28 protein-coding genes and 1 pseudogene are annotated in these 24,232 nt (G+C 56.2%); 11 read left to right on the top strand and 18 right to left on the bottom strand.

Going from position 1 to position 24,232, the window contains the following annotated elements; all coding sequences use genetic code 11:
• The first annotated feature begins 128 nt into the window (after window positions 1–128).
• Complete coding sequence (locus QQX03_RS03070; protein ID WP_285976415.1) at window positions 129–251, top strand: hypothetical protein; 123 nt, start codon at window positions 129–131, stop codon at window positions 249–251.
• On the opposite strand, the gene QQX03_RS03065 is transcribed toward QQX03_RS03070, so the two are convergent.
• From QQX03_RS03065 to QQX03_RS03045, 5 genes are read right to left on the bottom strand one after another with little or no spacing between them, the layout of a single operon-like run.
• On the bottom strand, window positions 248–1,384 hold the full coding sequence (locus tag QQX03_RS03065) for a GNAT family N-acetyltransferase (RefSeq protein WP_285976414.1): 1,137 nt from the start codon (window positions 1,382–1,384) through the stop codon (window positions 248–250). The genes QQX03_RS03070 and QQX03_RS03065 overlap by 4 nt on opposite strands.
• Entirely contained in the window at window positions 1,381–2,109 is a 729-nt protein-coding gene (locus QQX03_RS03060; RefSeq protein ID WP_285976413.1) for a glycerophosphodiester phosphodiesterase family protein, read from the bottom strand. Before QQX03_RS03060 ends, QQX03_RS03065 begins: the two co-directional genes overlap by 4 nt.
• 9 nt (window positions 2,110–2,118) lie before the next feature.
• Complete coding sequence (locus tag QQX03_RS03055; RefSeq protein WP_285976412.1) at window positions 2,119–2,574, bottom strand: RidA family protein; 456 nt, start codon at window positions 2,572–2,574, stop codon at window positions 2,119–2,121.
• Window positions 2,571–3,200, bottom strand: a complete 630-nt coding sequence (locus QQX03_RS03050) for an HAD family hydrolase (protein ID WP_285976411.1) — start codon at window positions 3,198–3,200, stop codon at window positions 2,571–2,573. Before QQX03_RS03050 ends, QQX03_RS03055 begins: the two co-directional genes overlap by 4 nt.
• A complete protein-coding gene (locus QQX03_RS03045) occupies window positions 3,197–3,445 on the bottom strand; it encodes a DUF3572 family protein (RefSeq protein WP_285976410.1) in 249 nt (82 codons plus the stop codon). The genes QQX03_RS03050 and QQX03_RS03045 overlap by 4 nt, the downstream gene beginning before the upstream one ends.
• Window positions 3,446–3,540: 95 nt before the next feature.
• Between QQX03_RS03045 and QQX03_RS03040 the strand changes: the two genes are divergently transcribed.
• The 3 genes from QQX03_RS03040 to spt all read left to right on the top strand — a co-directional run bounded on the left by QQX03_RS03040 (window position 3,541) and on the right by spt (window position 5,491).
• A complete protein-coding gene (locus QQX03_RS03040; protein ID WP_285976409.1) occupies window positions 3,541–3,909 on the top strand; it encodes a response regulator in 369 nt (122 codons plus the stop codon).
• 114 nt (window positions 3,910–4,023) lie between these two features.
• Window positions 4,024–4,266: an acyl carrier protein gene (locus QQX03_RS03035; RefSeq protein WP_285976408.1), complete on the top strand. Its 243-nt coding sequence runs from the start codon at window positions 4,024–4,026 to the stop codon at window positions 4,264–4,266.
• A 10-nt stretch (window positions 4,267–4,276) separates the two neighbouring features.
• Window positions 4,277–5,491 (top strand): serine palmitoyltransferase, encoded by a 1,215-nt coding sequence (spt, locus tag QQX03_RS03030; RefSeq protein ID WP_285976407.1) that lies wholly within the window; start codon window positions 4,277–4,279, stop codon window positions 5,489–5,491.
• A gap of 60 nt (window positions 5,492–5,551) precedes the next feature.
• Here spt and QQX03_RS03025 read toward each other — a convergent pair whose 3' ends face one another.
• Window positions 5,552–6,397, bottom strand: coding sequence for a sterol desaturase family protein (locus tag QQX03_RS03025; protein ID WP_285976406.1), 846 nt, complete (start codon window positions 6,395–6,397; stop codon window positions 5,552–5,554).
• A gap of 50 nt (window positions 6,398–6,447) precedes the next feature.
• Between QQX03_RS03025 and QQX03_RS03020 the strand changes: the two genes are divergently transcribed.
• Window positions 6,448–7,128: a Crp/Fnr family transcriptional regulator gene (locus QQX03_RS03020; RefSeq protein ID WP_285976405.1), complete on the top strand. Its 681-nt coding sequence runs from the start codon at window positions 6,448–6,450 to the stop codon at window positions 7,126–7,128.
• Window positions 7,129–7,130: 2 nt separating this feature from the next.
• Here the strand turns inward: QQX03_RS03020 and QQX03_RS03015 are convergent, their stop codons facing one another.
• Window positions 7,131–7,775 carry a YqaA family protein gene (locus QQX03_RS03015; RefSeq protein WP_285976943.1) on the bottom strand — a complete coding sequence of 215 codons (645 nt, stop codon included), beginning with the start codon at window positions 7,773–7,775 and terminating at the stop codon, window positions 7,131–7,133.
• 291 nt (window positions 7,776–8,066) lie between these two features.
• Between QQX03_RS03015 and QQX03_RS03010 the strand changes: the two genes are divergently transcribed.
• Together QQX03_RS03010 and QQX03_RS03005 are read left to right on the top strand one after the other, a co-directional pair.
• Window positions 8,067–9,149 carry an OmpA family protein gene (locus tag QQX03_RS03010; protein ID WP_285976404.1) on the top strand — a complete coding sequence of 361 codons (1,083 nt, stop codon included), beginning with the start codon at window positions 8,067–8,069 and terminating at the stop codon, window positions 9,147–9,149.
• 106 nt (window positions 9,150–9,255) lie between these two features.
• Window positions 9,256–9,768: a superoxide dismutase family protein gene (locus QQX03_RS03005; protein WP_285976403.1), complete on the top strand. Its 513-nt coding sequence runs from the start codon at window positions 9,256–9,258 to the stop codon at window positions 9,766–9,768.
• Here the strand turns inward: QQX03_RS03005 and QQX03_RS03000 are convergent.
• The 7 genes from QQX03_RS03000 to QQX03_RS02970 all read right to left on the bottom strand — a co-directional run bounded on the left by QQX03_RS03000 (window position 9,765) and on the right by QQX03_RS02970 (window position 16,644).
• Window positions 9,765–11,411: an MFS transporter gene (locus QQX03_RS03000; RefSeq protein ID WP_285976402.1), complete on the bottom strand. Its 1,647-nt coding sequence runs from the start codon at window positions 11,409–11,411 to the stop codon at window positions 9,765–9,767. The genes QQX03_RS03005 and QQX03_RS03000 overlap by 4 nt on opposite strands.
• 26 nt (window positions 11,412–11,437) lie before the next feature.
• A complete protein-coding gene (queC, locus tag QQX03_RS02995) occupies window positions 11,438–12,133 on the bottom strand; it encodes a 7-cyano-7-deazaguanine synthase QueC (RefSeq protein ID WP_285976401.1) in 696 nt (231 codons plus the stop codon).
• Between the two features lie 60 nt (window positions 12,134–12,193).
• The gene (locus QQX03_RS02990; protein WP_349665846.1) at window positions 12,194–12,610 is read right to left on the bottom strand and encodes a hypothetical protein; all 417 of its coding nucleotides are present in this window, start codon (window positions 12,608–12,610) and stop codon (window positions 12,194–12,196) included.
• Window positions 12,611–12,696: 86 nt separating this feature from the next.
• Window positions 12,697–13,587 carry an Hsp33 family molecular chaperone HslO gene (hslO, locus tag QQX03_RS02985; RefSeq protein ID WP_285976400.1) on the bottom strand — a complete coding sequence of 297 codons (891 nt, stop codon included), beginning with the start codon at window positions 13,585–13,587 and terminating at the stop codon, window positions 12,697–12,699.
• A 54-nt stretch (window positions 13,588–13,641) separates the two neighbouring features.
• Window positions 13,642–14,595 (bottom strand): ornithine carbamoyltransferase, encoded by a 954-nt coding sequence (argF, locus tag QQX03_RS02980; protein WP_285976399.1) that lies wholly within the window; start codon window positions 14,593–14,595, stop codon window positions 13,642–13,644.
• 8 nt (window positions 14,596–14,603) lie between these two features.
• Window positions 14,604–15,785 carry an aspartate aminotransferase family protein gene (locus QQX03_RS02975; RefSeq protein ID WP_285976398.1) on the bottom strand — a complete coding sequence of 394 codons (1,182 nt, stop codon included), beginning with the start codon at window positions 15,783–15,785 and terminating at the stop codon, window positions 14,604–14,606.
• A 121-nt stretch (window positions 15,786–15,906) separates the two neighbouring features.
• Entirely contained in the window at window positions 15,907–16,644 is a 738-nt protein-coding gene (locus tag QQX03_RS02970) for a cold-shock protein (RefSeq protein ID WP_285976397.1), read from the bottom strand.
• Window positions 16,645–16,934: 290 nt separating this feature from the next.
• Here QQX03_RS02970 and QQX03_RS02965 point away from each other — a divergent pair, with 290 nt between their 5' ends.
• Entirely contained in the window at window positions 16,935–17,375 is a 441-nt protein-coding gene (locus tag QQX03_RS02965) for a protein tyrosine phosphatase family protein (RefSeq protein ID WP_285976396.1), read from the top strand.
• 16 nt (window positions 17,376–17,391) lie between these two features.
• Here the strand turns inward: QQX03_RS02965 and QQX03_RS02960 are convergent, their stop codons facing one another.
• A complete protein-coding gene (locus QQX03_RS02960; RefSeq protein ID WP_285976395.1) occupies window positions 17,392–18,813 on the bottom strand; it encodes an amidohydrolase in 1,422 nt (473 codons plus the stop codon).
• A gap of 63 nt (window positions 18,814–18,876) precedes the next feature.
• On the opposite strand from QQX03_RS02960, the gene QQX03_RS02955 reads away from it, so the two are divergent.
• Genes QQX03_RS02955 through QQX03_RS02945 form a run of 3 tightly spaced genes read left to right on the top strand, consistent with a single transcriptional unit; the run spans window position 18,877 to window position 21,844 of the window.
• The gene (locus QQX03_RS02955; protein ID WP_285976394.1) at window positions 18,877–19,293 is read left to right on the top strand and encodes a hypothetical protein; all 417 of its coding nucleotides are present in this window, start codon (window positions 18,877–18,879) and stop codon (window positions 19,291–19,293) included.
• Window positions 19,286–20,233 (top strand): sterol desaturase family protein, encoded by a 948-nt coding sequence (locus QQX03_RS02950; protein WP_285976393.1) that lies wholly within the window; start codon window positions 19,286–19,288, stop codon window positions 20,231–20,233. The genes QQX03_RS02955 and QQX03_RS02950 overlap by 8 nt, the downstream gene beginning before the upstream one ends.
• A gap of 24 nt (window positions 20,234–20,257) precedes the next feature.
• Entirely contained in the window at window positions 20,258–21,844 is a 1,587-nt protein-coding gene (locus QQX03_RS02945; protein WP_285976392.1) for a GMC family oxidoreductase, read from the top strand.
• Here QQX03_RS02945 and QQX03_RS02940 read toward each other — a convergent pair.
• From QQX03_RS02940 to QQX03_RS02930, 3 genes and pseudogenes are all read right to left on the bottom strand, one after another.
• Window positions 21,841–22,179, bottom strand: a pseudogene (locus QQX03_RS02940) (GNAT family N-acetyltransferase); the annotation flags it as partial. The gene QQX03_RS02945 and the pseudogene QQX03_RS02940 sit on opposite strands and share 4 nt — an antisense overlap.
• A gap of 230 nt (window positions 22,180–22,409) precedes the next feature.
• Complete coding sequence (locus QQX03_RS02935; protein WP_285976391.1) at window positions 22,410–23,747, bottom strand: ammonium transporter; 1,338 nt, start codon at window positions 23,745–23,747, stop codon at window positions 22,410–22,412.
• A 17-nt stretch (window positions 23,748–23,764) separates the two neighbouring features.
• A complete protein-coding gene (locus QQX03_RS02930; protein WP_285976390.1) occupies window positions 23,765–24,103 on the bottom strand; it encodes a P-II family nitrogen regulator in 339 nt (112 codons plus the stop codon).
• Window positions 24,104–24,232 lie beyond the last annotated feature (129 nt).

Below are 24,232 nucleotides of genomic sequence, written 5' to 3'. Positions count from 1 at the left end.
TCCGAGGGAATTGCCGATTATGGTGAATAAAGTTTGCCGTCGCGTTAACCATTTAATGAAACTGTTCTGGCGAATTCAGTGATGCCAAAAGCGGAAATGCCCGCTCAGGCAAACTGGGGGACCGAATAATGGAACTGAAAGCAATTGATGGAGTAGAAGCCAAGCCAGTCATTTCTCGTGAAGGCGAGATGATGATTGCGAAGTGTCTGGCTCGTGAATGGTTGCCTGCAGAGCGCCGGAAAGCAGCTTAAGTTCTTTTGAAGGGCGTCCGCTGATCCAGAAACATCTGGTCGGTTGCAACGCCCCTTCGCTCGCGCTCTAGAAAGTCTGCGACGGCGGCGCGAAAGCCAGGATCGGCGATCCAGTGGGCGGACCATGTCTGGACGGGTTCATATCCGCGAGACAGTTTGTGGCCGCCTTGCGCGCCAGCCTCAACCCGCTTGAGACCACGCTCGATTGCGATATCGATCGCTTGATAATAGCACATTTCGAAATGCAGGAAGCGCTTCTCCTGAGTGCACCCCCAATAGCGCCCGTACAGCGTATCCTGCCCGATGAAATGCAGCGCGCCCGCGATTGGCGTATCGTCCTGATAGGCCAGGCCCAGCACCATCCGATCGGCCATACGCTCGCTCAGCAGATTAAACGCTTCGCGCGTGAGGTATGGCGTGCCCCATTTGCGCGCGCCGGTATCCTGATAGAAAATCCAGAATATGTCCCAATGTTGCGGCTTGATGTCATCGCCTGTCAGAGTGACAATCTTCAAGCCCTCTTGTGCACCTTTGCGTTCCTTTCTGAGCGCTCTGCGTTTGCGTGAAGCAAGTTGCTCCAAGAACTCGTCGAAACTGGCGTATTCGCGGTTTTTCCAATGGAACTGAAGGTCGCTACGCAGCAGCCAGTCAGCATCTTCGAAGTACTGCAATTGCTCAGGCTCGATGAATGTCGCGTGGGCCGAAGATAGCTGGCTTTGCAAGCAAACGGCTTCTGCTGCCCGTAAGAGATGCGGGGCCAAGCTTGCGTCCTTCATCAACAAACGCGGCCCTGTTGCTGGGGTGAATGGTGCGGCGATCTGAAGCTTGGGATAATAGCGTCCACCGGCACGCTCCAAAGCGTCGGCCCAGCTGTGGTCGAACACATATTCGCCCTGACTGTGGCCCTTGGCATAGCTTGGCAGTGCACCCAACAAATCACCGGCGTCGTCCGTAATGATGACCGGCGCTGGCTCCCAGCCAGTCCCCTCGCCTACACTGCCTGAATCCTCCAACGCAGTCAGAAACTCGTGACTGACAAACGGGTTGCGATCCCCGCCCAGCGCATTCCATTGATCCGCGGAAACATGTCCGACGGACGGAACCATTCGCACAGTCAGTTCGCGATTACTCACGCCAAACCTGCCCCTTCGCTGATCAAGGCATCCGCTCGGCTCAGCGCGCGCCGACGCGTCTCAGGTGAATTGACGGTCCAGGTTAGCACTGGCAGGCCTTTTTTCCGCAACCGCTCGACCCAGTGGCTGGGCAAGGCAGCAATGTGGTAGGCAATGAAGTCTGGCAGCGCGATCCAATAAGCCATTCTCCGTTGCCACGCCGATTGCGTGTATCCGTGCTCATCTTCACGCATCACAAGTCCAACGCATGTAAGCGGTGAATGCTTGCGGAACCAACGGGCGACGCGTGGATCAAAACTCATGATGGCATGCTCGCCGGAGTAGCTCGCCAACGCGGCCGCGACCGCCTCGCAGGATTTCTCTATGTCGTAGCCCGTCTTCGATTTGATCTCGATCAGCAGCGGGGCACGACCTGCGACCAGTGCGAGCAGATCGGCCAGCGTTGCGATATGCTCGTCACTTTCGCGATAGCTGATCGCTTCAAGCTCATCCTTCCTGCTCGCTTCAGTTTGCCCCTCCGCTTCGGTCAAGCGATCCAACGTCCAATCATGGAACACCATCGCCGTTCCATCTGCGCTGCGTTGGATATCGCATTCGATGCCGAACCCCGCGTCGATCGCGAGCCGCGCGCCCATCAGCGAGTTTTCTGGCACGCCGTTCCCGTGCAGGCCGCGATGGGTATATTCCCACCGCGTCAACCAGTCAGGTACAGCGCGCCGCCTCATTCAGCGCCTTTAATCAGCAAGCGCGATGATCGCATCGACTTCGACGGCGGCACCCAGAGGCAGTGCAGGAACGCCAACAGCCGCGCGCGCATGCTTTCCGATTTCCCCGAATACGTCCAGCATCAGATCAGAAGCGCCATTGATAACCTTTGGCTGGTCGGAGAACTCTGCAGTTGAGCTTACAAATCCGCCCAATTTCACCACACGCTCAACCTTTTCAAGCACCCCGGCGGCCTTCAATTGTGCCAGGATCATGAGCCCGCAAGCACGCGCTGCTGCCGTGCCTGCCTCTACCGAGATGTCCTCGCCAAGCCGCCCGGTCACCAGCTCTCCATCGATAAATGGTAGCTGGCCAGAGACATGTGCAAATCCGCCTTGCACCACGACAGGTACATAGCTTGCTACCGGCGCTGCCGCTTCTGGCAGAACAATTCCCAATTCCTGCAAACGCGCTTCGATACTCATCGCGGGTCCCTTTCCAATTCTTCCAATAGCCAGGGCAAGGCCTCGTCCCAGCGGTCGATCCGCGCATGTGCATGACCGGCCTTGTGCGCGCAATCGATATGATCTGCGATCATCGGTTCGCCGCACATATGTAAGCGCGAGATGCCTGGCACAGTCTCTGATGCTGAATGATGATGCTGCGGCAAATCATCGATAAAGATCGCTTTGCTCGGCCGGAATTCATCAAGAATAGCCTGAAGCGCTGGCCCTTTGGGGCCCTGGTTCGTGAACACCCGCGCATTTATGCCAACTTCGGCCAGCTGACTGGTGCGTTTGGCTTGGCGGTCATCGTTGAGATTCGTAAGAATGACCACATCGGCCGCTTCTGCCACCCGGTTGATGCCATTTACCGCGCCGTCAATCGGCATTTGACGATGCATTTCCGTATCAAAGAACCCGCCAAGGAATTTCCAGATATCCTCTTGCGCCAGCGTTTCCCCGCTATCTGCCCATTTCATGGCTGTAGCGAAGTTGTTGCCCTTCAGCTCGAACCGCACCCCCTGGCTCTCTTCCAGCCATTGCTTGAAGGGTGCAACCATGTGCAACAGCACCTCGTCGCAATCGCTAATTACCAAGGGACGACTCATCGGCCCAGCTCCTGTCCTGCTCTGACCAGTTCATCTGGCGCAACGGCCAATGCTTCTGATGCACAAATGAGATCTGGCTCGTGATTGCCGAGGAATTCGACCACGGCGGCCAACACTGCAGGATTGGTCAAGCCGACACGAAGCGTGTCTGGATCAAGGCCCGTCAATGTCAGAAACCGTTGTGCTCGCGCTTCGTCTTCCAGGATCCAGCCAAGCGCTGCAAGTGTGAGCGTTTGCGGGTCCATCCCTGCTTCATCGGGGGATGTTAGGTGATTTTGAATTGTCAGCCGCCTTTCCGCTGGACTATCTGGGGATCAACACATGGGAGTGCCAGAGCCAAGTGGCAAAGAGAATCCTTGTTGTCGAGGATAACGACCTAAACCGGAAATTGTTCTGCGACGTGCTCAAAGCAAATGGCTTCGAGGTGGAACCGCTTGCCGACGGCACGGCTGCACTCGATACTGCGCGTCAGACTTCTCCTGATCTCATCCTGATGGATATCCAGCTTTCCGAAGTATCTGGCGTCGAATTGATAGAGCAAGCCAAGCAAGATTTGAACCTTCAGTCGATCCCTATCCTTGCCGTTACCGCCTATGCTGCCAAAGGCGATGAAGAACGCATCCGTGCAGCCGGCGCGGCCGGTTATCTGTCTAAGCCCGTATCGATTGGGCCGTTTATGGCAGCTGTTAAGGAACTCCTGCCTGAGTAAGGTTTTACCTTAGGGAGTGGCGATGGTTGAAAATCGCGGGTAAGGACTGAACTTTCCCCAGCTCGCACGGAATGCTCTAGGCGAGAATGCATCGAAGGAAGGTTATTTATCCTAATGGACCGTGCTGAAGTCGATACGAAGATCCGCTCGTTAATTGAATCTTTTAACAAAAAAGGTGTCGAGATTGCTGACGAGACGACGTTTGCCAATGATCTGGAGTTTGACAGTTTGACTGTCATGGATTTCGTGGCAGAGATCGAAGACGCATTCGATATCATCATCAGCATGAATCAACAGGCCGAGATCGAAAATTTCGGGCAGTTGATTGATGCCGTTACCAAACTTAAGGACTTGTAAGAGCGTACCCATGAGCGACACTGCGCCCAAAGACCTATTCTCCAAATTCGACGAGCTTATTGCGATGCGCGAAGGGATTCTCGCAACCGGCGTTGAGGATCCCTACAATCTCGTGATGGAAAAGGTGCTCTCACCGACTCGCGCGATTTGCAACGGACGCGATACGATCCTTCTCGGCACATACAATTACATGGGCATGACTTTCGATCCCGATGTGATTGAAGCCGGCAAGGACGCACTGGAAAATTTTGGTACCGGCACTACCGGCAGCCGAGTTCTCAATGGCACGTATCAGGGCCATAAGGAATGCGAGGACGCGCTGAAGGAATTCTACGGCATGGATCATGCCATGGTGTTCTCAACTGGGTATCAGGCCAACCTCGGCATCATCGCCACGATTGCCGGCAAGGGCGATTATGTAGTGCTCGATATCGATAGCCACGCCAGCATCTATGATGGCTGCGCCATGGGCAATGCGGAAATCGTGCCATTCCGGCATAACGACATCGAAGCGATGGAAAAGCGCCTTCGCCGTATTCCCGAGGATGCCGGCAAACTGGTGGTTCTCGAGGGCGTCTATTCGATGCTGGGCGACGTGGCGCCGCTTAAGGAGATGGTCGCTATCGCCAAGAAATATGGCGCCATGGTTCTAGTCGACGAAGCGCATTCCATGGGCTTCATCGGAGAGAATGGCCGTGGCGTGGCCGAGCAAGCAGGCATTATGGATGATGTCGATTTCATCATCGGCACCTTTTCTAAGAGCGTCGGAACAGTCGGCGGGTTCTGCGTCTCCAACCATCCCAAATTTGAAGTAATGCGGCTCGTATGCCGTCCTTACGTGTTCACGGCTTCGCTGCCGCCCAGCGTTGTGGCCACGGCGGCTACGTCTATCCGCAAGCTCATGCATGGTTCGAACAAGCGCGCGCATCTCTGGGAAAATTCCAAGAAACTGCATCGCGGGCTGAAGGATCTAGGCTTTGAGCTTGGAACGGAGGAGCCGCAAAGCGCAATCATTGCGGTGATCATGCCCGATCTCCAACAAGGCGCGATGATGTGGGAAGCCTTGCTCAAAGAGGGGCTTTATGTGAACCTTGCGCGGCCACCTGCGACGCCCGCAAACATGACTTTGCTGCGCTGCTCGCTATGCGCGGAGCACAGCGAAGAAGAAGTCGCCACGATACTCGGAATGTTCGAACGCGCAGGTAAGGCTAAAGGAATAATCTAACCTCTTTGGGTTAGATCAGGCGGCGGCTAGGTCCTCTCCTTCCCGGCCGCCAGCCCTTTTTCAGGTGACTTTAGCCGCCACCTTCTTCCTAACCCCTGGATCAGCTTCCTTGTTCTCCGGAAAGATTGGCCACAGCAGCTGCTGGCCCAGCGTCGCAGGCGCGAGGTTCTCTACGCCGTAGCTTTCCGGATACGAGCGTGTGATTTTGGCTGTGCCGAACAGGACATCCCAGAAGAACAGCAAATTGCCGTAATTGCCTTTGTAGTTGACCGCCGGATCATCCGCATGGCGGCCGTGGTGCGCATGGTGCGTAGAAGGCGTTGAGATGGTCCGTTCTACCACCCACATGACCGGTGAGAGCCATTTGATCTGGTACAGCGGTTTGTCCCAAGCGACGTCTGAGTGTGCACCGATGATGACAGCCATTTTGACCAACAGATAACCGGCATAGACCCATCCCAGCCCCATGTAGAGCAAGGCGCCTGCGGTCCACAGACCGGGCATCAACATGTAGTATATGATGTTGTTCCGATAGACGAGGCGCACGCTCATATACTTCGCATTGTGGTGCGCGCGGTGCAGATTGTAGAGCCACGGAAAAGTGTGGCTGGCGCGGTGCCACCAGTATTGCGTCATGTCTTCAAGCACCAAGAACAAGGCAGTCGCCGCGAAGATGTTGATATCTGAAAGCGCACCCTCAAGACTGGGCGCCACTACGCTCATGATCGCCGCTGACAGGAAAACGATGCCAGGCTGAGTGACCGCGAGCAGCATCGTCATGCTGATGCCTTCAACAATCCCGTCATCGCGGGTCTGTCCGCCCTTAGCGAATAGCTTGGTGCGCCATAGTTCGAGCACAGCGAAACCGAGGAAGATTCCAAGGACAGCAATCGTTGATGTTGGCATGATTCTCTCCGCTTGATAGTCGACCCTATACAGCGTAGTCCACTGCCAGAATGTCAGATATTTTACATTCTTCTGCGCGCTCTCTTGTTGCGCCGATGTTGTTCTCTGCGTTGTCAGCAGAACTGCGTGGGCAGCTGATCTCCAGCGCGCTGGCAAAACAATATTCGGAAGACCAGATCATCCAGCAGCGCGGTGAGACAGCGCATGGCTTCTACCTCATCGCAAGTGGCTCAGTTTCGATTGGGCAGTTCCTCTCCAAGGGCGAATTTCGTGCCGTGGCGGTACTTGGCCCCGGGGATTCCTGGGGTGAGCTGGCCATGTTCGCGAACCGTCCACGTGTTGTCGACGCAATCGCGCGTGGCCCTTGCGAAGTTCGTTTCATTAGTAGCGCAGATTTCGAGGCAGCAATTGCAGGCAGGGCGGAAGAAATGCGGATGCTGCTTGGCGCAATGTCCGTTCAGTTTCAAGACATGATTGACGTGATGGCGGGGATCCGTCGGGGCACAGCCCACGCCCGCGTTGCAGGGCTGCTGGATGCGCTGGCCGGAGCATCCCCTTTGCCTGCCAAAGTCCGCCTGACGCAGCAAGAGCTGGGCGAATTGCTTGGCCTGACGCGCGTTACGATCAACGCCGCGCTCAAGGAGCTGGAGGCAGCTGGCGCCATTGCCAGGCGCTATGGGCAGATCGAAGTGCTGGACAAAGCTACGCTCGATCTCGCATCACTGACCTAGCTTCAGTTCACCTGAAACAGTGTGGCGTTCTCGCATTTATCCGCAACGGCTTCATCACTGCTTGAGAATTGTGTCAGGATCAAAAATCCGCCAACCACCAAAACGACGAAGAGCGTTGTGACAGTACCGAGATATTTGTCGATGATTGCCTTTATCGGAGCGCCAAACAGTCGGAACAAGAAACCGACCGTCATGAAGATGAGCGCGCGCGCCGCGAGGCTTGCCAGAACAAATGTGATCAGGTTCATCCCGATGAAGCCAGCGGTGATCGTCAGGAGCTTGAACGGTATAGGGGTCGCGCCTGCTATGACTATGGCTTCCCAATCGTATTCGCGCAGATAACAAGCGGCGACGGGGAAACTTTCCGTCAGGCCTAGCGCGCCGATGAGCCAGGCACCAACGGTATCGTAAAGACCCCAGCCAATTGCATATCCGAGCAGCGCGCCCGCAACCGAAGCGAGCGTCGCAACCAGTGCCAGCCGAATCGCTTTTTTCGGTTCGGCAAGGCACATCAGGCCAAGCAATGGATGCGGCGGTATCGGGAAAAAGCTCGATTCTATGAAACAGAAAAAGGCAAGCCACCATGCGGCATATGGATGAGCAGCCTTATCCATTGTCCAGTCATAAAGACCGCGCAGCAAATGCATCATTTCGGAGCCACACCTTCAAGGGACTACTGAGAATTTACGTTAGGAAGCGGGGCAATCTCTCAAATATACACGATTAGCAAGTGAGCGCGGTCTTCGCACGGGAGAAGATTGTCTATCTTCGTGTATTCAGCACGTCGAGAAGTTTCGCTCCGGCGTCCAGGCACGCGTTGATCAACGTAGCGACGAAATTGCAACAGTTAAGCGGCAATGTCCGCTTGCTTCATGGCGCGCGAACGGATAAAAACCCAGTCAATTAATTAATTCGGTTAACTGAAAGGGACTATACCTATGCGTAAACTCGCAATGGGATTGGCGTTGGCATCAACTGCTCTCGCCTCACCTGCGCTAGCTAAAGAGGGCCAATGGTACATTGGTGTCGATGCTGGCGCGATGATTGTTGATAGTGCATCTGTGGACGGAGCCGATATTTCGGTCGATCACAATGAAGGTAGTGATTTTGGCGCTGTAGTTGGCCACGATTTTGGGGCCTTCCGCCTCGAAACTGAAGTCGCATATAAGCAGGCTAACCTTGAGGCGATCAATTTCGGTATCACAGAAGTCGCCGCCAATGGCGAAGGCAATTTCTTGAGCTTTATGCTGAATGGCCTTTTCGATTTCGGTAAAGATGACGGCCTCCAAGGCTTCTTCGGTGGCGGCTTCGGTATCGCACGTTCCCAGCTTGAAAACGGGTTGATTGCTCAAGGTTCTGCTACGGGGCTTTACGATGATTCCGACACCGGCATTGCATGGCAGCTGCTTGCAGGTGCGCGCGCACCGTTGACTGATCGTTGGGACGTTGGTTTGAAATATCGCTATTTCAACGCACCTGGCATCAATATCGTGGCACGTGATGGCACCGGCCTTGAGACCGATGTGTCAACGCACTCGTTGCTTGGCACATTGACCTACAATTTTGGTGAAGAGCCGGCTCCACCGCCACCTCCGCCTCCACCGCCACCGCCACCGCCACCACCGCCACCGCCTCCACCGCCTCCACCGCCGCCTCCACCGGCTCCGGTGTGCAACACTGGCCCGTACATCGTCTTCTTTAACTGGGACGAGTCGGATATTACGCCAGAAGCTGCGACAGTGCTGGACAACGCGGTAACGGCGTACGCAGATTGCGGCACGGCCAGCGTAATGCTTGCAGGTCACACCGACCGTTCAGGCACGACGACCTACAATATGGGTCTTGCTGAACGTCGTAACTCATCAGTTCGTGACTATCTGAATGGTCGCGGAATTCCTGATGATCGTATCGGCAGTGAAGCCTTCGGCGAATCGCAGCCACGTGTAGCCACTGAAGATGGCGTTCGTGAGCTTCAGAACCGCCGTGTTGAAGTAACCTACGGCCCGGGTTCCGGTATGTAAGTTGCCTCTTCAGGTGAATTGATAGAAAAGGGCCGGAGAAATCCGGCCCTTTTTGTTTTTACTGGAGACACTGGCTTTGCGCTCTATAATACTTGCACTTGCTACCTTGCCCACAGCGCTTTGCGCCGGCTCTTCGAAAGACAAAGGCGAGATGGGATCGGCTCCCGCGGTAATTGGCTCTGCATTGATAGCTACAGCGAGCGGGACGGAGATCGGCACAGCCGAGATCATCCGCGCGAAGGGCGCCATCTCGATTTCGGTCAAGGTCAACGGGTTTGAAGCCGGCGAGCGCGCGCTTCATCTACATTCAACTGGGGCCTGCGATGCACCAGACTTCACAAGCGCTGGAGGCCACTTGAATCCTTTCGAGCGGGCGCACGGCAGCCTAAATCCGGATGGTCAGCACCTTGGGGACATGCCCAACATTACCACGGACGATAATGGTCAAGCCACACTCACCTTCACATTCTCCGACGATCCTGACCATCTCATCCAGGAAATATTTGACGCGAACGGAACAGCAGTGATGATCCACGCTGGTCCGGACGACTATATCAGCGACCCAGCCGGCGCTGCCGGTCCAAGGATCGCGTGCGGAGTAGTCAAACCAGCCAATTAAGCCGAGGTTGGCTCACCGGCCGCAATCGCACGCTGGAGAACAGTTTCATTTGCCTTGGGAACGAGCTTCAGTGCCGAAAGCAGAAGCACTAATCCGATAGGTGTAATCCACAGGGTCGACAACACACCTGTGCTTAGGTCCCCATCGTTTTGCGCAGAGACATAGCCAGCCATATAGGGCCCCAACGCCAACCCAACCAAGGTGGTTGCGAGGAAGAAGGTCGCTGTAGCAGTCCCTCGCATGCGCGGCAGGACAAGAGCCTGGCTGCTAGCTGCAGCCGCTCCCAATGCTGACGCTGCCAGCGCTCCGACAACAACATTGAGTATCAGGAAAAGCGTAAAGCTATCCGTCGTATACTGAATGATCGCAAACGGGATCGGGGAAAGCAGTCCGAACAATATTACCCAAACACGCCCCGAGGACATGCGGGTGTAGAGAAAATCTGCCATCCGGCCGCCAAGGATCACTCCCAAGAAACCGCCAGCTGCGCCGCCACCGCCTAGCCAGAACCCAAGCTCGGCCTTGGAAACATCGAATACGCGCTCGGCATAGGGAGCTCCCCAATAGGATGCAGAGTATGCCATGAACGCCACCGTGCCGTACCCGAGAATGGTAAATAGAAATGCTGGTGATCCCCATGTCAGCGCAAACGTGGGATAGTCACGGTGCTTAAGCGCCGTTGCCCAGCAGAAAACTGAGTAATATCCGATAGCCAAAAGAAACCATTGATCGGTGATCGCTGGTAAACTGAGCGCCAGGAGCCCTCCGAGCGCTTCAACAATGACGCCATTGCCAGAGGCCAATGCCACTGTGATGAGATGTGCAATCACAAAAGATGCGGCGAACACAAGAATATTCAGTCCCAGCGCAGCAGCCCCCCGCGATGCCGCACCTACGAAAGTAAACGGCGGGATGACGGTGTAAAGCTCACGGACGAAGCCCTGAAACGGCTTGGGATCTTCGGGCGTTGGCAGCCCGTCGATCGCACCGCGAACAGGTTCGCGCAGCGTCGCCACCCAGACTGCCAGCAGCAGGCCGGGTACCCCGACCGCTATGAAAGCGGCCTGCCAACCAGCCAGGCCAAACCAAGGATCTCCGCCGGGATAGGCCGCGTTCCAGCGGTCAACAATGACGCCGCCAATGGCCAGCGAGACACCGCCGCCAATATATAGTCCAGAGCTATAAATTGCGAGCGCGGTTGCCCGCAGCCTCGCCGGAAACCAATCCGAGATGAGCGAATAAGCCGAAGGGCTGGCCGTGGCTTCACCCACTCCAACACCAATACGCGCAACCGTTAGCTGTGCGGCATCACGCGCAAACCCGGATGCCGCTGTCATTGCGGACCATAATGTCAGTCCAAGCGTAATGAGCCGAATACGCTTCCAGCTATCGGCAAGCTTCCCCAGTGGAATGCCGAAAAGCGCATAAAAGATCGCGAAAGCCGTTCCGTATAGAAATCCAAGATATGCGTCGTCGACGCCCAGATCGGCCTTGATATCATTGGCAAGAATCGAAAGAATCTGCCGGTCAATGAAGTTCAGAACATAGAGTAGAACCAAAACGCTAAGCGCATACCAGCTATAGGCAGGAACGGCTTGCTCAGTATCGATCGACTTCTCGGCTTGCGCCGCGGGTTCGCCCATATTGTCTGCTTCTCTTCCAGTAGGGATCAGGCCACGTAGGGGGTGCTATCGACTAGTCTGGCCTCGGCAAAGCCCTTTTTTCGCAGGCGACAAGAATCGCAAAGTCCGCACGCTTGGCCTGCTTCACCAGGATCATAGCAAGACCAACTCATCGACGGGTCGAGACCCAGTCGATCACACTCGCGCGCGATATCTGCCTTGGTCATGTGTTGCAGCGGCGCGTGCACGGTGAAAGCCCCGCCCTCCACACCTGACTTTGTTCCAAGCTGAGCGGTTTTCATAAAGCTTGCAATGAATTCTGGTCGGCAATCGGGATACCCCGAATAGTCGAGCGCATTCACGCCGATAAATACGTCGGTCGAACCAGCAGCTTCGGCTGCCGCGACACAGAGTGATAGAAACACAAGGTTGCGAGCGGGCACATATGTAACAGGGATGGCGCCCCCCACTCCAGACTTCGGGACATCGATTTCATCAGTGAGAGCCGAGCCTCCGATAGAGCGCATGTCGAGCTCAAGTCGAAGGTGGCGTTCAACGCCAAGTTTCTCGGCAATGGCGGAGGCGGCTGCAAGCTCTCGCCTGTGCCGCTGCCCGTAATCGATCGTAACTGCGTGCACCGTGAAACCTTGTTCAATAGCAAGGGCAGCAGTGACCATAGAATCCAGTCCGCCGGAAAGCAGAACGACAGCAGGTGATTGTTTAGGTTGTTGGATATCTGCCATGCGGCCGACTTAGAAGATTTAGCCCTGCTTGCAACGGGATTCCTATCGAAAGAATTGGCCTCAGCAGCTACCTGTGCGACGCGCCTCTGCACTCAAATCAAACGGACGCCCATCCACAATGCCTTGCGTATCGATCTGAACCAAGGCACCGGTCTCGCGTCGTATCGTTGTGCGCCCATATCCGTTGCCACGGCACGTGTATTGCACAGTTACTTCTGTTGCATTGTCCTCAATGACAAAACGGCTGCAGGTTTGAACCGTATGCTGGAGCTGGATAAACTCAGTTCCATCCCGAACGCAGATCTGGCGGCTAGGAGTTCCATCCCGAAACGTTATTGTCCATTCGCCCTTGTTTAGTCCAGACATCATCGCGAGCGCTGACGTTTGCGCAGATCCAGGCACCGCCATTGCGAGCGCAAACAATCCGGCAGCGCTGCTGACAGTCACTATCAATGCGTTGGTCAGTTTCTTCATCATTTCCTTATCGCCTTGCAGGCAAGAATTACACAAAAAAGGGGTAGCTTGCATGCGATAAACCGTTGCTGAACATCGACAGACTGAAATTATAGGTTCAGTACGAAGTCTCGTGAGCAGAATGCACAATCGACCACGATATGCCCTTGCCCGTTTCGCATCGCATCCCGCTCACCTTCGGGGAAACGCGACACAACCTCATCATAATGCTCGACAGTGCAACGGCAGCCCTTTGACAGAGCTGCGCCTTTTTCGACGAGAATTTTCTCTTCTTCGTGAAATAGCCGCCAAATCAGAGCTTCCATCGAAAGCTTTGGATCCACCAACTCTGCGTGGCTAAGACTGCCGCCCAGCGCTTCGATATGCTCCCAGTCGGGGTGGTCAACCTGCGCGTCGAGCCGTTGGCGCCCTACTTCGCCTTGCGGCAAATGCTGGAGCAACATTCCCCCAGCGACGCACTGCCCTTTGTGAAAGCGAATGCCCAGCCGCACAAGAGTTGGTATCTGCTCTGATTGCAAGAAGTAGTGCTCGCAGGCTTCTGCCAACGACGCGCCTTCGAGGGGGACAATCCCCTGATACCGCTGACCCTTCCCCGTTTCGAAAGTGATCGCAAGATAGCCGCTGCGGAATAGGCGCATCAGTGAGGGGTTTGCGCCAACGTCGCCCAATGCAGCGCGATCAAAATCGGCATAACCGCGAAGGGCACCTTCCTTGAAGTCAGCCACAAGCAGTCGAACCGGGCCGGTCTGAGTCTGCGCCTGCAAGGTGAGCTGTGCGCCCTCTTCCTTCTGGAGCCCGCCCATCAATGCGCCCAGCAATAACGCCTCAGCCAACAAGTGCTTCACAGGAGCTGGATAGTCGTGCGCGCTTAGCACTCCTGCAACCACATCATCCAGACGCGCAATTCTCCCGCGCGCATCACGTGCAGGGATGCTAAAATTCAGCAATTGGTCCTGATAGGTTTCGACGTGCTTGGTCATTGGCGACAATATGGGGCCTATCGGATCAATTGAAAGCCCGCTTCCTCTGCATTCCTAAAGCTGACCAAAGCACCAGCGCAATATCGATTTCTGCGCATGGATTCGGTTCTCAGCCTCATCGAATACAACTGACTGATCGCTTTCGAACACAGCCTTGCTGACCTCTTCATCGACATGCGCCGGCAGACAGTGCAGGAATTTCGCATCGTCCTTCGCCATTGCCATCAATGCCTCATTGACCTGATAGGGCGCCATCGCGGCAAGCTTGTTATGCGCGTGATCCTGACCCATCGAAACCCAGGTGTCGGTGACAATGATGTCAGCACCAGTTGCCGCAAGCCCGGCATCCTGAGTTAGCATGACCTTGCTACCGCCTGCCTTTACCAGGTCCACGAACTCACTTTCCGGCTGATAGCCGGCTGGTGTTGCCACGCGCACATTGAACTTCATCAATCCGGCAGCTTCCAGTATCGAATGAAGCACATTGTTGCCATCGCCAAACCACGCCACTTCAAGGCCGGGCAGTGTCTTGCCATGCTCGATTATCGTAAGGAGGTCGGCCACGATCTGGCAGGGGTGAGAGCGATCGGTCAGACCGTTAATGACCGGCACATGCGCATAATGTGCCATCTCTTCGACCTTGGCATGATCGTCTGTCCGCATCATGATGACGTCAACCATACGGCTCAGCACGCGCGCGGTATCCGCAATCGATTCTCCGCGCCCAAGCTGACTTGAAGCGGAATCGAGGATCAATGACGAGCCCCCCAATTGCCGCATCGCGATGTCAAAGCTGACGCGCGTGCGTGTCGAATTCTTTTCAAAAACCATACCCAGGACATGACCTGCCAATGGTTGATCTTCGTCAGGCCTACCCTTCGGCCAGCCTAGACGCGCTGCTTTGCGATCGATTGCATCTGCAATCATCGCCGCGATTGCATCGCCTCCAGCATCGGACAGATCGAGAAAGCTGCGCACCTCAGGCGCAAGATCGAGTGGTTCCGGCATCAGCAGCCCTACGGATTTTCGTAGCTGGCTGCGCCAGCCGACAGCTTCTCGAAGAACTCCTCGATCTCGGCGTCGCCGACGACCAAGGGAGGCAACACACGCAATGTGTTGTCGCCCGCAGCAACGGTCAGAAGCTGATGATTGTCACGCAAATGCACAAAGAACGGACGGCTTTCGACCTTCATCTTCATGCCCAGCATCAGCCCCTTGCCACGGACGAGCTCGAAGAGCTCAGGATAGTTGCCGATAAACTGTTCGAGCCGGCTGCGCAGGCGCTCACCCTTCTCGCGCACTTCGCCAAGAAATTCGTCGTTAGCTACGGCCTCCATCACGGCTGATCCAGCCGCCATCGCAAGAGCGTTGCCACCATAGGTCGAGCCATGCGTACCGAAGGTCATTCCGCGCGCAGCCTTCTCAGTCGCCAAGCATGCGCCAAGCGGGAAACCGCCGCCTATACCTTTCGCCGTTGCCACAATGTCAGGCACAATGCCGTATTGTTCATAGGCATAAAGAGTACCGGTGCGCGCTACGCCGCATTGCACTTCGTCCAGAACCAGCATCAGATCATGCTCGTCTGCGAGCGCACGCAGGCCTTTCATGAACTCGTCGGATGCAGGGCGAATACCGCCTTCGCCCTGAATAGGTTCAACCAGAAAACCAGCTGTGTTTGGTCCCATCAGCGCCTTGGCCGACTCCAGATTATCAAACTCGGCATATTTGAAGCCTGCAAGAAGCGGCGAGAAACCGTGGTGCATCTTTTCCTGGTTCGATGCGCTGATCGTCGCCATCGTGCGGCCATGAAACGCGTTGGCAAATGTGATCAACTCAAAGCGAGTGCTATCGTCCTCGTGCTGATGATAGGCGCGCGCGGTCTTGATTGCGGTTTCAACTGCCTCGGCGCCTGAATTAGTGAAGAAAACTGTATCAGCGAAGGTTTTGTCGACAAGCTGTTGAGCCAGCTTCTCCCCTTGCGGGCTGCCATATAGGTTCGACACATGCATTAATGTGGCGGCCTGTTTCTGAATAGCGGAGATCAGCCCCTCATGTGAATGACCAAGCAGGTTCACGGCAATCCCGCTGGCAAAATCGAGATAGCGAGTGCCGTCCTCATCGATGAGGTGACAATGCTCGCCGCGTACAGGACGTACGCCGCAACGGGGATAGACAGGCATCAATGGTGTGATCGACATGGCAAAACCCTCAATTTATATGCGCGCTCTAGAAAGAGAAATGGCGGCCCATCGGACCGCCATCTCCACGTCATCTAATCATGTGCTGGTCAGCGGTCAAACATGCCGCCGTCAGCGCGTATCAATCCTGGACGGGAACGAGATTGACCGCAGAGTGCTTGCCTCGTCGATCAACTTCGAGATCAAACTCGAAACGCTCACCTTCATTGATTTCCTGTAGGCCAGAACGCTCTACCGCACTGATGTGTACAAATGCATCTGGCTGACCATCGTCACGAGTCAGGAAGCCAAAGCCCTTCATCGAGTTGAAAAACTTGACCGTTCCAGTAGCTTTCTCACCAGTTAGTTCGCGTTGCGGAGCCACAGTTTTCTGCTCAACCGCAATCACATCACCAACAACCTGAAGATCTTGCGCGGACACCTTGCCGCCACGATCGACCAGATTGAATTCGAGCTCCTGACCTTCCGCGAGACCTTCTAGCCCAGCACGCTCGACAGCGCTGATATGCACGAAGATATCTTCGCCGCCAGTTTCCTGCTGAATGAAGCCAAAGCCTTTTTGACTATTAAAGAACTTCACAGTTCCCTTGCCGGTGCCGACAACCTGGGCGGGCATACGGCTGAAACCGCCACCGCCACCGCCGCCGCCTGGGCCGCGTCCGCCGCCGCCGAATCGATCACCGCCGCCAGAGCCGCGATCATCGCCAAACCGGCGGCCACCGCCGCCAAACCGATCTTGCTGACCAAAATTGTCGCGTGGGGGAAAAGAATCACCGCCGCCGCCAAATGGATCGAAGCTATCTTCACCGAACCCGTCGCGCTTGTCCCGTCCGCGGCGGCGCCCTCTATCGTAACCCATAACCTACTTCGTACCTTGTAACTCCGCCCGAAAAACCTCGCGCAAACGCTGTGGACGGACAGCTTTGTCGACGCAGTAGGCAGCACAGCGATTTTGCTGAACCCCACCTCACTGATATGAAACATAGCGCACAAAGATCATTTGTGCGAATATTTTAGTACGAGTACCAGCATAGGCGCGCAAATGTGACATTTTCGCATTGTAGCGTGTTCGAAAATTCCTTGCTGGTGTGCCGCAAATGGCGCGAGGAACCATCCTGCGCCGACATGAGAATTCAAGAAGAGAGAGTCATGAGCGATTTCCGCGTTTTGTCGCCAACCATGCTAGCCAGCCCGCAGATCGGGCCAGCCGACGTTGTCGAAGCAGCCGGTCAAGGCGTGTCACTGATCATCAACAACCGGCCAGATGGCGAGTCTCCCGGTGAACCGCAAGGCCCGGAGATTGAAGCGGCTGCACGGAAGGCGGGGCTGGACTATCTGGCGATTCCGATCGGCAGCGCCGGCTTTGGCGAGCCTCAAGTCGAAGCTATGCAGCAGGCCATTGGCAATGCGAATGGAAAGGTTCTTGCCTATTGCCGCAGCGGAACTCGCTCGACTTTGCTTTGGTCGCTCGCACAAGCGCGCGCGGGCGAGGACATTGACGCGATTGCGGCCACTGCCCGCCAAGCAGGTTATGACGTATCGCCGGTTAGAGCGGCGATGGACGCGCTGTCCGCACAGTCCAAAAGCTGAGGCCCAGTCTTTACCCTTACTTGCGATAGTCCAAGGGCGGTGCGCGATCTCCAAGTAGGGACTTGTATTGATAGTCCGGCCCACGTGAGCGATCGAATTCTGCTCTCGCGGCCGCCCGCAGGTCGGAATTGGTATAAAGCTCAACCGCCATTAGCGTCATGGCTTTGGCCGCCACCATAGTCCCCTTATAGCCGATCGAGTGCCCGCTTGCGGCAACCGCTTGCCAGCTATGCGCGCTTGTTCCCGGCACCCAAGTGGCCGTGCGTATGCCCACAGTTGGCGTGGCCCAGGACACGTCGCCAACATCGGTAGAGCCATAGCCCAGACTCTTGTTGTAGGCCCCTATTTCGGCGGCACTCTCTAGTGGTTTGGCAGCGTCACCCAGCGATTCCTGAATCGCTTCAGCCCATGCGCGCTCTTCATCAGAATACTCAACCCCGCCGACTTGGCGAAGCTTGGCGTCCATAACTTTCGCCAGCGTTTCATTGACCAGAAGCGGATTATTGCCGTGAATGATCTCCCATTCGACCTGCGTGCCTGTGCCTAGTGCAGCGCCGCGCGCTGCATCCTCGAGGCGCGTCCAGATTTCCTGAACCCCATGTGGTTCAGGATGACGGACATAGTAAAAGTTCTCCGCAAAATCAGGGACGACGTTTGGCGCATTGCCGCCTGCCGTTACAACGTAATGCATCCGAGCATCCTGCGGGATGTGCTCGTGCATCATGTTCGCCATCATGTTCATTGCTTCAACACCATCCAGCGCGGATCGCCCCCGTTCCGGAGCACCGGCCGCATGCGCAGAAACACCGGTAAAGCGAAACTTCGCGGAGCGGTTAGCGAGGCTAGTCCGGGCAGCAGCACTGTTTTCGTCGTCCGCATGCCAGTGGATCGCGATATCGACATCGTCGAACATGCCAGCGCGGGTCATATAGACCTTACCCGATCCGCCCTCTTCCGCGGGGGTTCCGTAGAGGCGAATTCGGCCGGGAGTTCCAGTTGCCTCGAGCCAATTCTTTACCGCTATGGCCGCAGTCAGCGATCCAGCGCCGAACAAATTGTGCCCGCAAGCATGGCCTGCGCCCTTTCCTTCAATTGGATCGCGGGTCGGCTTAGCCGACTGATTGATGCCAGGCAGCGCGTCCATTTCAGCAAGGATCGCGATCACCGGGCCGCCTTCGCCCCATTCAGCAACGAAGGCTGTCGGGATTTCGGCAATGCCGCCTTCGATGGTGAAGCCTTCTGCAGTCAGCTCTTCAACCATCAGCGCGCTGGAGCGTTCTTCCAGATAGCCAAGCTCGGCCCAATCCCACAGCTGTTGCGCGACACGATGCGTGCGCTCTGCTTCAGCTTCGACATTCGCAATGGGATCCGCTTGCTGTGCGGACAACGGAGCGGCGCTCAAAACTGCAAAGGCAATCAGACTTAGATATGGCTTCATGGATGTTTCCTCTCTCGATTGCCTGCTTGCCGCAAAGCGGTCTCCGTGCCAATTGCAAATTCAATGAAAGTTTCGCCTGAACTCATGCAATTTCTTGGTTCGCTTGTCGCAATTCTCGCGGTGGCGGGGCTTGCCTGGTGGCTGAAACTGGGCAGCACTCCTCAGCTTTCAAGCGATAGAGAAGCACAGGCGGCCGCAAGTGAGGCCATTGATGGCTTTGAATCGGTCGAGACTGCTGTCGATGCGAATGGAAATGGCGCCATTTTACGTGACCGCTCCGGCTGCCTCCTGCTCCTCAAGCGGCATGGAAACAAACTTGCCGGACGATTGCTGACGCATTCCGCAACAGGCCGGATCGACAAAGGGCAACTGGTTGTCGATTCAGGAGAGCGGCGATTTGGCCTTGTAATTCTTACCATCGATCACGCGCAGTCTTGGGCCGATCGCATCAATGGAGTAAGGTCCGAACGCGATGCCTGATTTTTCGCCCACCGAATATGCCGTTCCCGGCTTTGTGTTGCTTATCCTGATCGAGATGATCTGGGCGTGGTGCAACCGGCCGGATGCCTATGAACCGCGTGACACGCTGACCAGCCTCGCATTCGGCCTCGGCAGCACGGTGTCCGGCTTGCTGTTTGGCGGGTTTTTCTTCCTGCTTTTCCTTGGCGTGTGGGAGTACCGGCTCATTGATTTCGGTCCTGAATGGTGGGCGGTTTGGTGGGCCTGGCCGCTGTGTTTTGTGCTCGACGATCTCAAATATTACTGGGTGCACCGCGCAGGTCATCGCATTCGCTGGATGTGGGCCGCACATGTGAACCACCACTCAAGCCAGCACTACAATCTCTCGACCGCGCTCAGGCAAACTTGGACCGGGCCGTTTACCTTCGGGTTCCTGTTCGCATTGCCGCTGGTGCTGCTCGGCTTTCACCCTCTGATGATCGCCATCTGTGGCGGCTTCAATCTGATCTACCAGTTCTGGATCCACACTGAGGCGATCGACAGGATGCCGCGCTGGTTCGAGGGGGTAATGAATACCCCTAGCCATCACCGCGTCCATCATGCCACCAATCCGCGTTATCTGGACCGGAACTATGCCGGCGTTTTCATCATCTGGGACAAGATGTTTGGAACATTCGAGCCTGAAAGCGATGACGAGAAGATCCGCTATGGGATCATCAAACAGCTGGGCAGCTTCAATCTGTTATGGGCAGTGTTCCACGAATGGATCGGCATGCTGAGCGATATGTGGCGCAGCCCCTGGAAGCATAAGCTATCATACCTGTTGCGTGAGCCCGGCTGGTCTCACGATGGCAGCCGCGACACATCCGATACAATTCGCGCGCGCTGGCAGGAAAGACAAATCGTAAAAACTTCAGTTGCATCTGAAAACGCGATTGCAGGCGAGCAAGAGCCTGCCTAACACTCTCCCGCAAAAGGAGAGAGAATGGATACCTTCGATTACATCGTAATTGGCGGCGGTAGCGCCGGCAGCGCAGTTACCGGCAGGCTTGCCGAAGACGACAGCAAGACCGTCTGCCTAATCGAAGCGGGCGGCAAGAATGATAACTTCCTGGTCAAAACGCCGGGCATGATGCCCTTCCTTTTGAAGAACGCCAATTACCGCTACGAGACCGTGCCGCAAAAGGGCCTGAATGGCCGCATCGGGTATCAACCACGCGGCAAGGGCCTCGGCGGGTCATCAGCAATCAATGCCATGGTCTATATCCGCGGCAATGCGTGGGACTATGACAATTGGGCCGCCATGGGATGTGCCGGATGGGCCTATCAGGATGTCTTGCCCTACTTCAAACGTAGCGAAGGCAATATTCGCGGCGGTGATGAATATCACGGTGGCGATGGGCCACTTTCCGTTTCTGACCAGAAATGGCCCAATCCAACCAGCACGGCTTTCGTTGAGAGCGCGGCGCAGCTGCAATTGCCGCGCAATACAGACTTCAACGACGATAGCCAGGAAGGTTTCGGCCTTTATCAAGTCACGCAAAAGGACGGCGAACGCTGGTCTGCGGCGCGCGCCTATGTTGAGCCACTGCGCGGCAAGCCCAATCTCGAAATCCGTACCGGCACACTGGTCGAGAAGCTGGTGATCGAAGACGGCCGTGTAACCGGTGTTGCCATTAAGCGGGGGCGTAAACGCGAATTGGTGAAGGCGAGGCGCGGAGTAATCCTGTCTGCTGGCGCATTCAATTCTCCTCAGATACTGATGCTCTCTGGAATCGGGCCGGCCGAACATTTGCAGCAGCATGGTATCGATGTTGTGATCGACAAGGCGGCAGTTGGGAGCGAGCTTCAGGATCATATCGATTACGTATCCGGCTGGGCGACCCAGTCCACTGATCCGATCGGCAATTCGCTTGCGGGTACATGGCGTATGGCAAAAGCGATAATCGAGCATCGCCGCAAGCGCACCGGGATCATGACGACATGCTATGCTGAAAGCGGCGGGTTCTGGAAAGTAATGCCAGACAGCCCGGCCCCCGATGTGCAATGGCATTTCGTTCCTGCTGTGCTGGAAGACCACGGGCGAGAGAAAGTGAACGGGCACGGTTTCTCGCTCCATGCCTGCGTATTGCGGCCTGAGAGCCGCGGCACGGTGAGACTGAACTCTCCGAACGCCGCAGACGCGCCGCGGATTGATCCCAATTTCCTGGATGATGAACGCGATATGGCGGTGATGCGCGCAGGGGTTCGCCTATCGCACCGGATCGTTGATGCGCCGCCGCTCGCCGACTACAAACCAACCGATCGTTACCCCATCGACCTCGACAATGACGCTGAGCTGGATGAGCTAATCCGCAGCCGTGCGGACACAGTCTATCATCCCGTGGGAACGTGTCGCATGGGATCGGACGAAGGCGCGGTGGTGGAGTCAACATTGAAAGCGCGCGGCGTTGAAGGGCTATGGATTGCGGACGCTTCAATCATGCCCAAGATCGTCAGCGGCAACACCAATGCGCCAAGCATCATGATCGGCGAGCGCTGCGCAGACTTTGTGAAGGCTGCGACGTCCTAGACCAAGCATTTCCACATCGTCGCAAGTGGCACGGGCACAGCGCCATTCTCGTCAAGCCATTCGCTTTCGACCTGATAACCACACGCGCTGTATAGCGGCTTGCCTGACATGGTGGCGGCCATCTCTATCGCTGTGAACCCTTCTGCCCGCGCGGCGGCTTCTGCTGTGTCGAGAATAAGCCTCCCTATGCCTTTTCTGGTGTGATCGGGATGGGTGTACATCGCCCTGATCCAGGCACGTTCGCTGGCTGGATCGAGCAAGCGCGGATCGCGGCCAGCTGAATGGTTGCCGCCATAGAGGGTTGCGCGCCGGGGCCAGCCGCCGCAGCCGACAAGCTCTCCATTTGTTTTATACTCTTAAGATGTTGCAGATACCCGTGCCAGCGCAAGCTTATTGCTTCAGATGCAACTCGCGAATCGCGCGCTGTGGCGGGGATACAACACACAAAAAAAGGGCCGAAGCGCATGGCTCCGGCCCTTATCAGTTTGTTCGTTCGCAGGAGGAACGAGGTGAGGCGGGTCGAGGAGGGAGAGGAGAGGTTTCCCCGCCCCGCCAAACTTTTTGATCAGTTGTAAGCACGTTCTCCGTGTTCAGAGATATCGAGCCCATCGACTTCGGTTTCTTTATCAACCCGCAGGCCGATCAGAAGTTTGACAGCATAGGCCGCAATCAGCGTACCGATACCTGCCCAAGCGACGGTTATGAGAACGCCCTCAGTCTGGATCCAGAGCTGCGCACCCAGGCCGGTCGAGCCGTCGCCAGGGCCGCCTAGGAACGGCTGGTAGACCAGACCTGTCCCGATCGCGCCGACAATACCGCCGATGCCATGGATGCCGAATGCGTCCAAGCTATCGTCATAGCCGAACTTGGCCTTCACCTTGGCTACAAAGAAGTAACAAACAACCGAGGAAGCGATGCCGAGCAGAATCGCGCCGAACGGACCGCTATTGCCAGCCGCAGGCGTTACAGCAACCAGGCCAGCGATCACGCCAGAGCAGAAGCCCAAGGCACTGCCCTTGTGGCCTGCCATGCGCTCGATCACCATCCAGGTTAGCGCACCGGCTGCGGTTGCCACAAAGGTGTTGATCATCGCGAGACCAGCGAAGCCATCAGCTTCGAGTGCTGAACCGGCATTGAAACCGAACCAACCAACCCAGAGCAGGCCTGTGCCCACCATGGTCAGCGTCAAGCTGTGTGGAGGCATTGGCTCTGACGGGTAGCCGCGACGCTTGCCCAATAGGTAAGCAAGAACGAGACCTGAGACACCGGCGTTGATGTGCACCACTGTGCCGCCCGCGAAATCGAGCGCGCCTTTCTCGAACAAGAGCCCGTCACCGGCCCACACCATGTGCGCGATCGGGAAATAGACAATTGTCAGCCAGATCGGAACGAACAGCATGACAGCGTTGAATTTCATACGCTCCGCGGTGGCGCCCAGGATGAGCGCGGCTGTGATGGCTGCAAAAGTCATCTGAAAACTCACGAAGACGTACTCAGAGATGACTTCATCCGTGAATGTCGCTGCGGTTGTTTCCGCGCTCATTCCCGCAAGGAAGTAGCTACCCGTGCTGTAGAAGCTGCCGAGCCAGCCTTCGATTTGCGTCGATCCGAATGCAAGCGAGAAGCCCCACATCACCCAGACCAGCATAGCCAAGGCGGCGGTCGCGCCGATCTGCGTCATTGTCGACAGCATGTTCTTTGACCGCGTCAGACCGCCATAGAACAGCGCGAGGCCGGGCAGGATCATGAGCAAGACCAAGACGGTCGATGTCATCATCCATGCATTGTTGCCGGGCTTTGGAACTGCCGCCACTGCTTCAGCCGCAGGCGCGGCGAAAGCCGGCTGTGCCATGGCAAGTGCGCCAAGCCCAAGCGTTGAAAGGGTTAGGATTTTACGATTCATCTTATTTTTCCCCTTGATCACAGCGCAGTGTCACCGGTCTCACCGGTACGGATGCGCGTGGCGGAAGCGAGATCGAGCACGAAGATCTTGCCATCTCCGATGGCATCTGTGCTCGCTGTTTGCTGAATAGTCTCGACCACTTGAGCGGCGATTTCGTCGCTCGCGGCAATCTCTAGCTTCACCTTGGGAAGCATATTAGTCGAATACTCGGCTCCACGATAAATCTCGGTCTGGCCCTTTTGTCTGCCGAAGCCTTTGACTTCAGACACTGTCATGCCAGCGACCCCGATGGCGCCCAGCGCTTCGCGGACTTCATCGAGCTTATACGGTTTTATTACGGCGATGATGAACTTCATCTTTGCCCCCTACTGCTTGCCGGGCCCATCCCGACGTCGCAGACGCAGCAATTCTCGTGCCAGAATCTGGAAAACCATGGATTCAGCCGTTTGGCCCCGATGCGAAGGCACAATGCCCTTAGGCACTCG

The organism is Altererythrobacter rubellus (assembly GCF_030284385.1).
In the GTDB taxonomy this organism is placed as follows: Bacteria; Pseudomonadota; Alphaproteobacteria; order Sphingomonadales; family Sphingomonadaceae; genus Erythrobacter; species Erythrobacter rubellus.
This window is presented reverse-complemented; position numbering and strand designations above follow the sequence as displayed.

Coding starts and splice junctions, on each gene's coding strand:
- QQX03_RS03070 (WP_285976415.1), top strand. CDS start 129: ATGGAACTGAAAGCAATTGATGGAGTAGAAGCCAAGCCAGTCATTTCT.
- QQX03_RS03060 (WP_285976413.1), bottom strand. CDS start 2,109: ATGAGGCGGCGCGCTGTACCTGACTGGTTGACGCGGTGGGAATATACC.
- QQX03_RS03055 (WP_285976412.1), bottom strand. CDS start 2,574: ATGAGTATCGAAGCGCGTTTGCAGGAATTGGGAATTGTTCTGCCAGAA.
- QQX03_RS03050 (WP_285976411.1), bottom strand. CDS start 3,200: ATGAGTCGTCCCTTGGTAATTAGCGATTGCGACGAGGTGCTGTTGCAC.
- QQX03_RS03045 (WP_285976410.1), bottom strand. CDS start 3,445: ATGGACCCGCAAACGCTCACACTTGCAGCGCTTGGCTGGATCCTGGAA.
- QQX03_RS03035 (WP_285976408.1), top strand. CDS start 4,024: ATGGACCGTGCTGAAGTCGATACGAAGATCCGCTCGTTAATTGAATCT.
- spt (WP_285976407.1), top strand. CDS start 4,277: ATGAGCGACACTGCGCCCAAAGACCTATTCTCCAAATTCGACGAGCTT.
- QQX03_RS03025 (WP_285976406.1), bottom strand. CDS start 6,397: ATGCCAACATCAACGATTGCTGTCCTTGGAATCTTCCTCGGTTTCGCT.
- QQX03_RS03020 (WP_285976405.1), top strand. CDS start 6,448: ATGTCAGATATTTTACATTCTTCTGCGCGCTCTCTTGTTGCGCCGATG.
- QQX03_RS03015 (WP_285976943.1), bottom strand. CDS start 7,775: ATGCATTTGCTGCGCGGTCTTTATGACTGGACAATGGATAAGGCTGCT.
- QQX03_RS03010 (WP_285976404.1), top strand. CDS start 8,067: ATGCGTAAACTCGCAATGGGATTGGCGTTGGCATCAACTGCTCTCGCC.
- QQX03_RS03000 (WP_285976402.1), bottom strand. CDS start 11,411: ATGGGCGAACCCGCGGCGCAAGCCGAGAAGTCGATCGATACTGAGCAA.
- queC (WP_285976401.1), bottom strand. CDS start 12,133: ATGGCAGATATCCAACAACCTAAACAATCACCTGCTGTCGTTCTGCTT.
- QQX03_RS02990 (WP_349665846.1), bottom strand. CDS start 12,610: ATGATGAAGAAACTGACCAACGCATTGATAGTGACTGTCAGCAGCGCT.
- hslO (WP_285976400.1), bottom strand. CDS start 13,587: ATGACCAAGCACGTCGAAACCTATCAGGACCAATTGCTGAATTTTAGC.
- argF (WP_285976399.1), bottom strand. CDS start 14,595: ATGCCGGAACCACTCGATCTTGCGCCTGAGGTGCGCAGCTTTCTCGAT.
- QQX03_RS02975 (WP_285976398.1), bottom strand. CDS start 15,785: ATGTCGATCACACCATTGATGCCTGTCTATCCCCGTTGCGGCGTACGT.
- QQX03_RS02970 (WP_285976397.1), bottom strand. CDS start 16,644: ATGGGTTACGATAGAGGGCGCCGCCGCGGACGGGACAAGCGCGACGGG.
- QQX03_RS02965 (WP_285976396.1), top strand. CDS start 16,935: ATGAGCGATTTCCGCGTTTTGTCGCCAACCATGCTAGCCAGCCCGCAG.
- QQX03_RS02960 (WP_285976395.1), bottom strand. CDS start 18,813: ATGAAGCCATATCTAAGTCTGATTGCCTTTGCAGTTTTGAGCGCCGCT.
- QQX03_RS02955 (WP_285976394.1), top strand. CDS start 18,877: ATGAAAGTTTCGCCTGAACTCATGCAATTTCTTGGTTCGCTTGTCGCA.
- QQX03_RS02950 (WP_285976393.1), top strand. CDS start 19,286: ATGCCTGATTTTTCGCCCACCGAATATGCCGTTCCCGGCTTTGTGTTG.
- QQX03_RS02945 (WP_285976392.1), top strand. CDS start 20,258: ATGGATACCTTCGATTACATCGTAATTGGCGGCGGTAGCGCCGGCAGC.
- QQX03_RS02935 (WP_285976391.1), bottom strand. CDS start 23,747: ATGAATCGTAAAATCCTAACCCTTTCAACGCTTGGGCTTGGCGCACTT.
- QQX03_RS02930 (WP_285976390.1), bottom strand. CDS start 24,103: ATGAAGTTCATCATCGCCGTAATAAAACCGTATAAGCTCGATGAAGTC.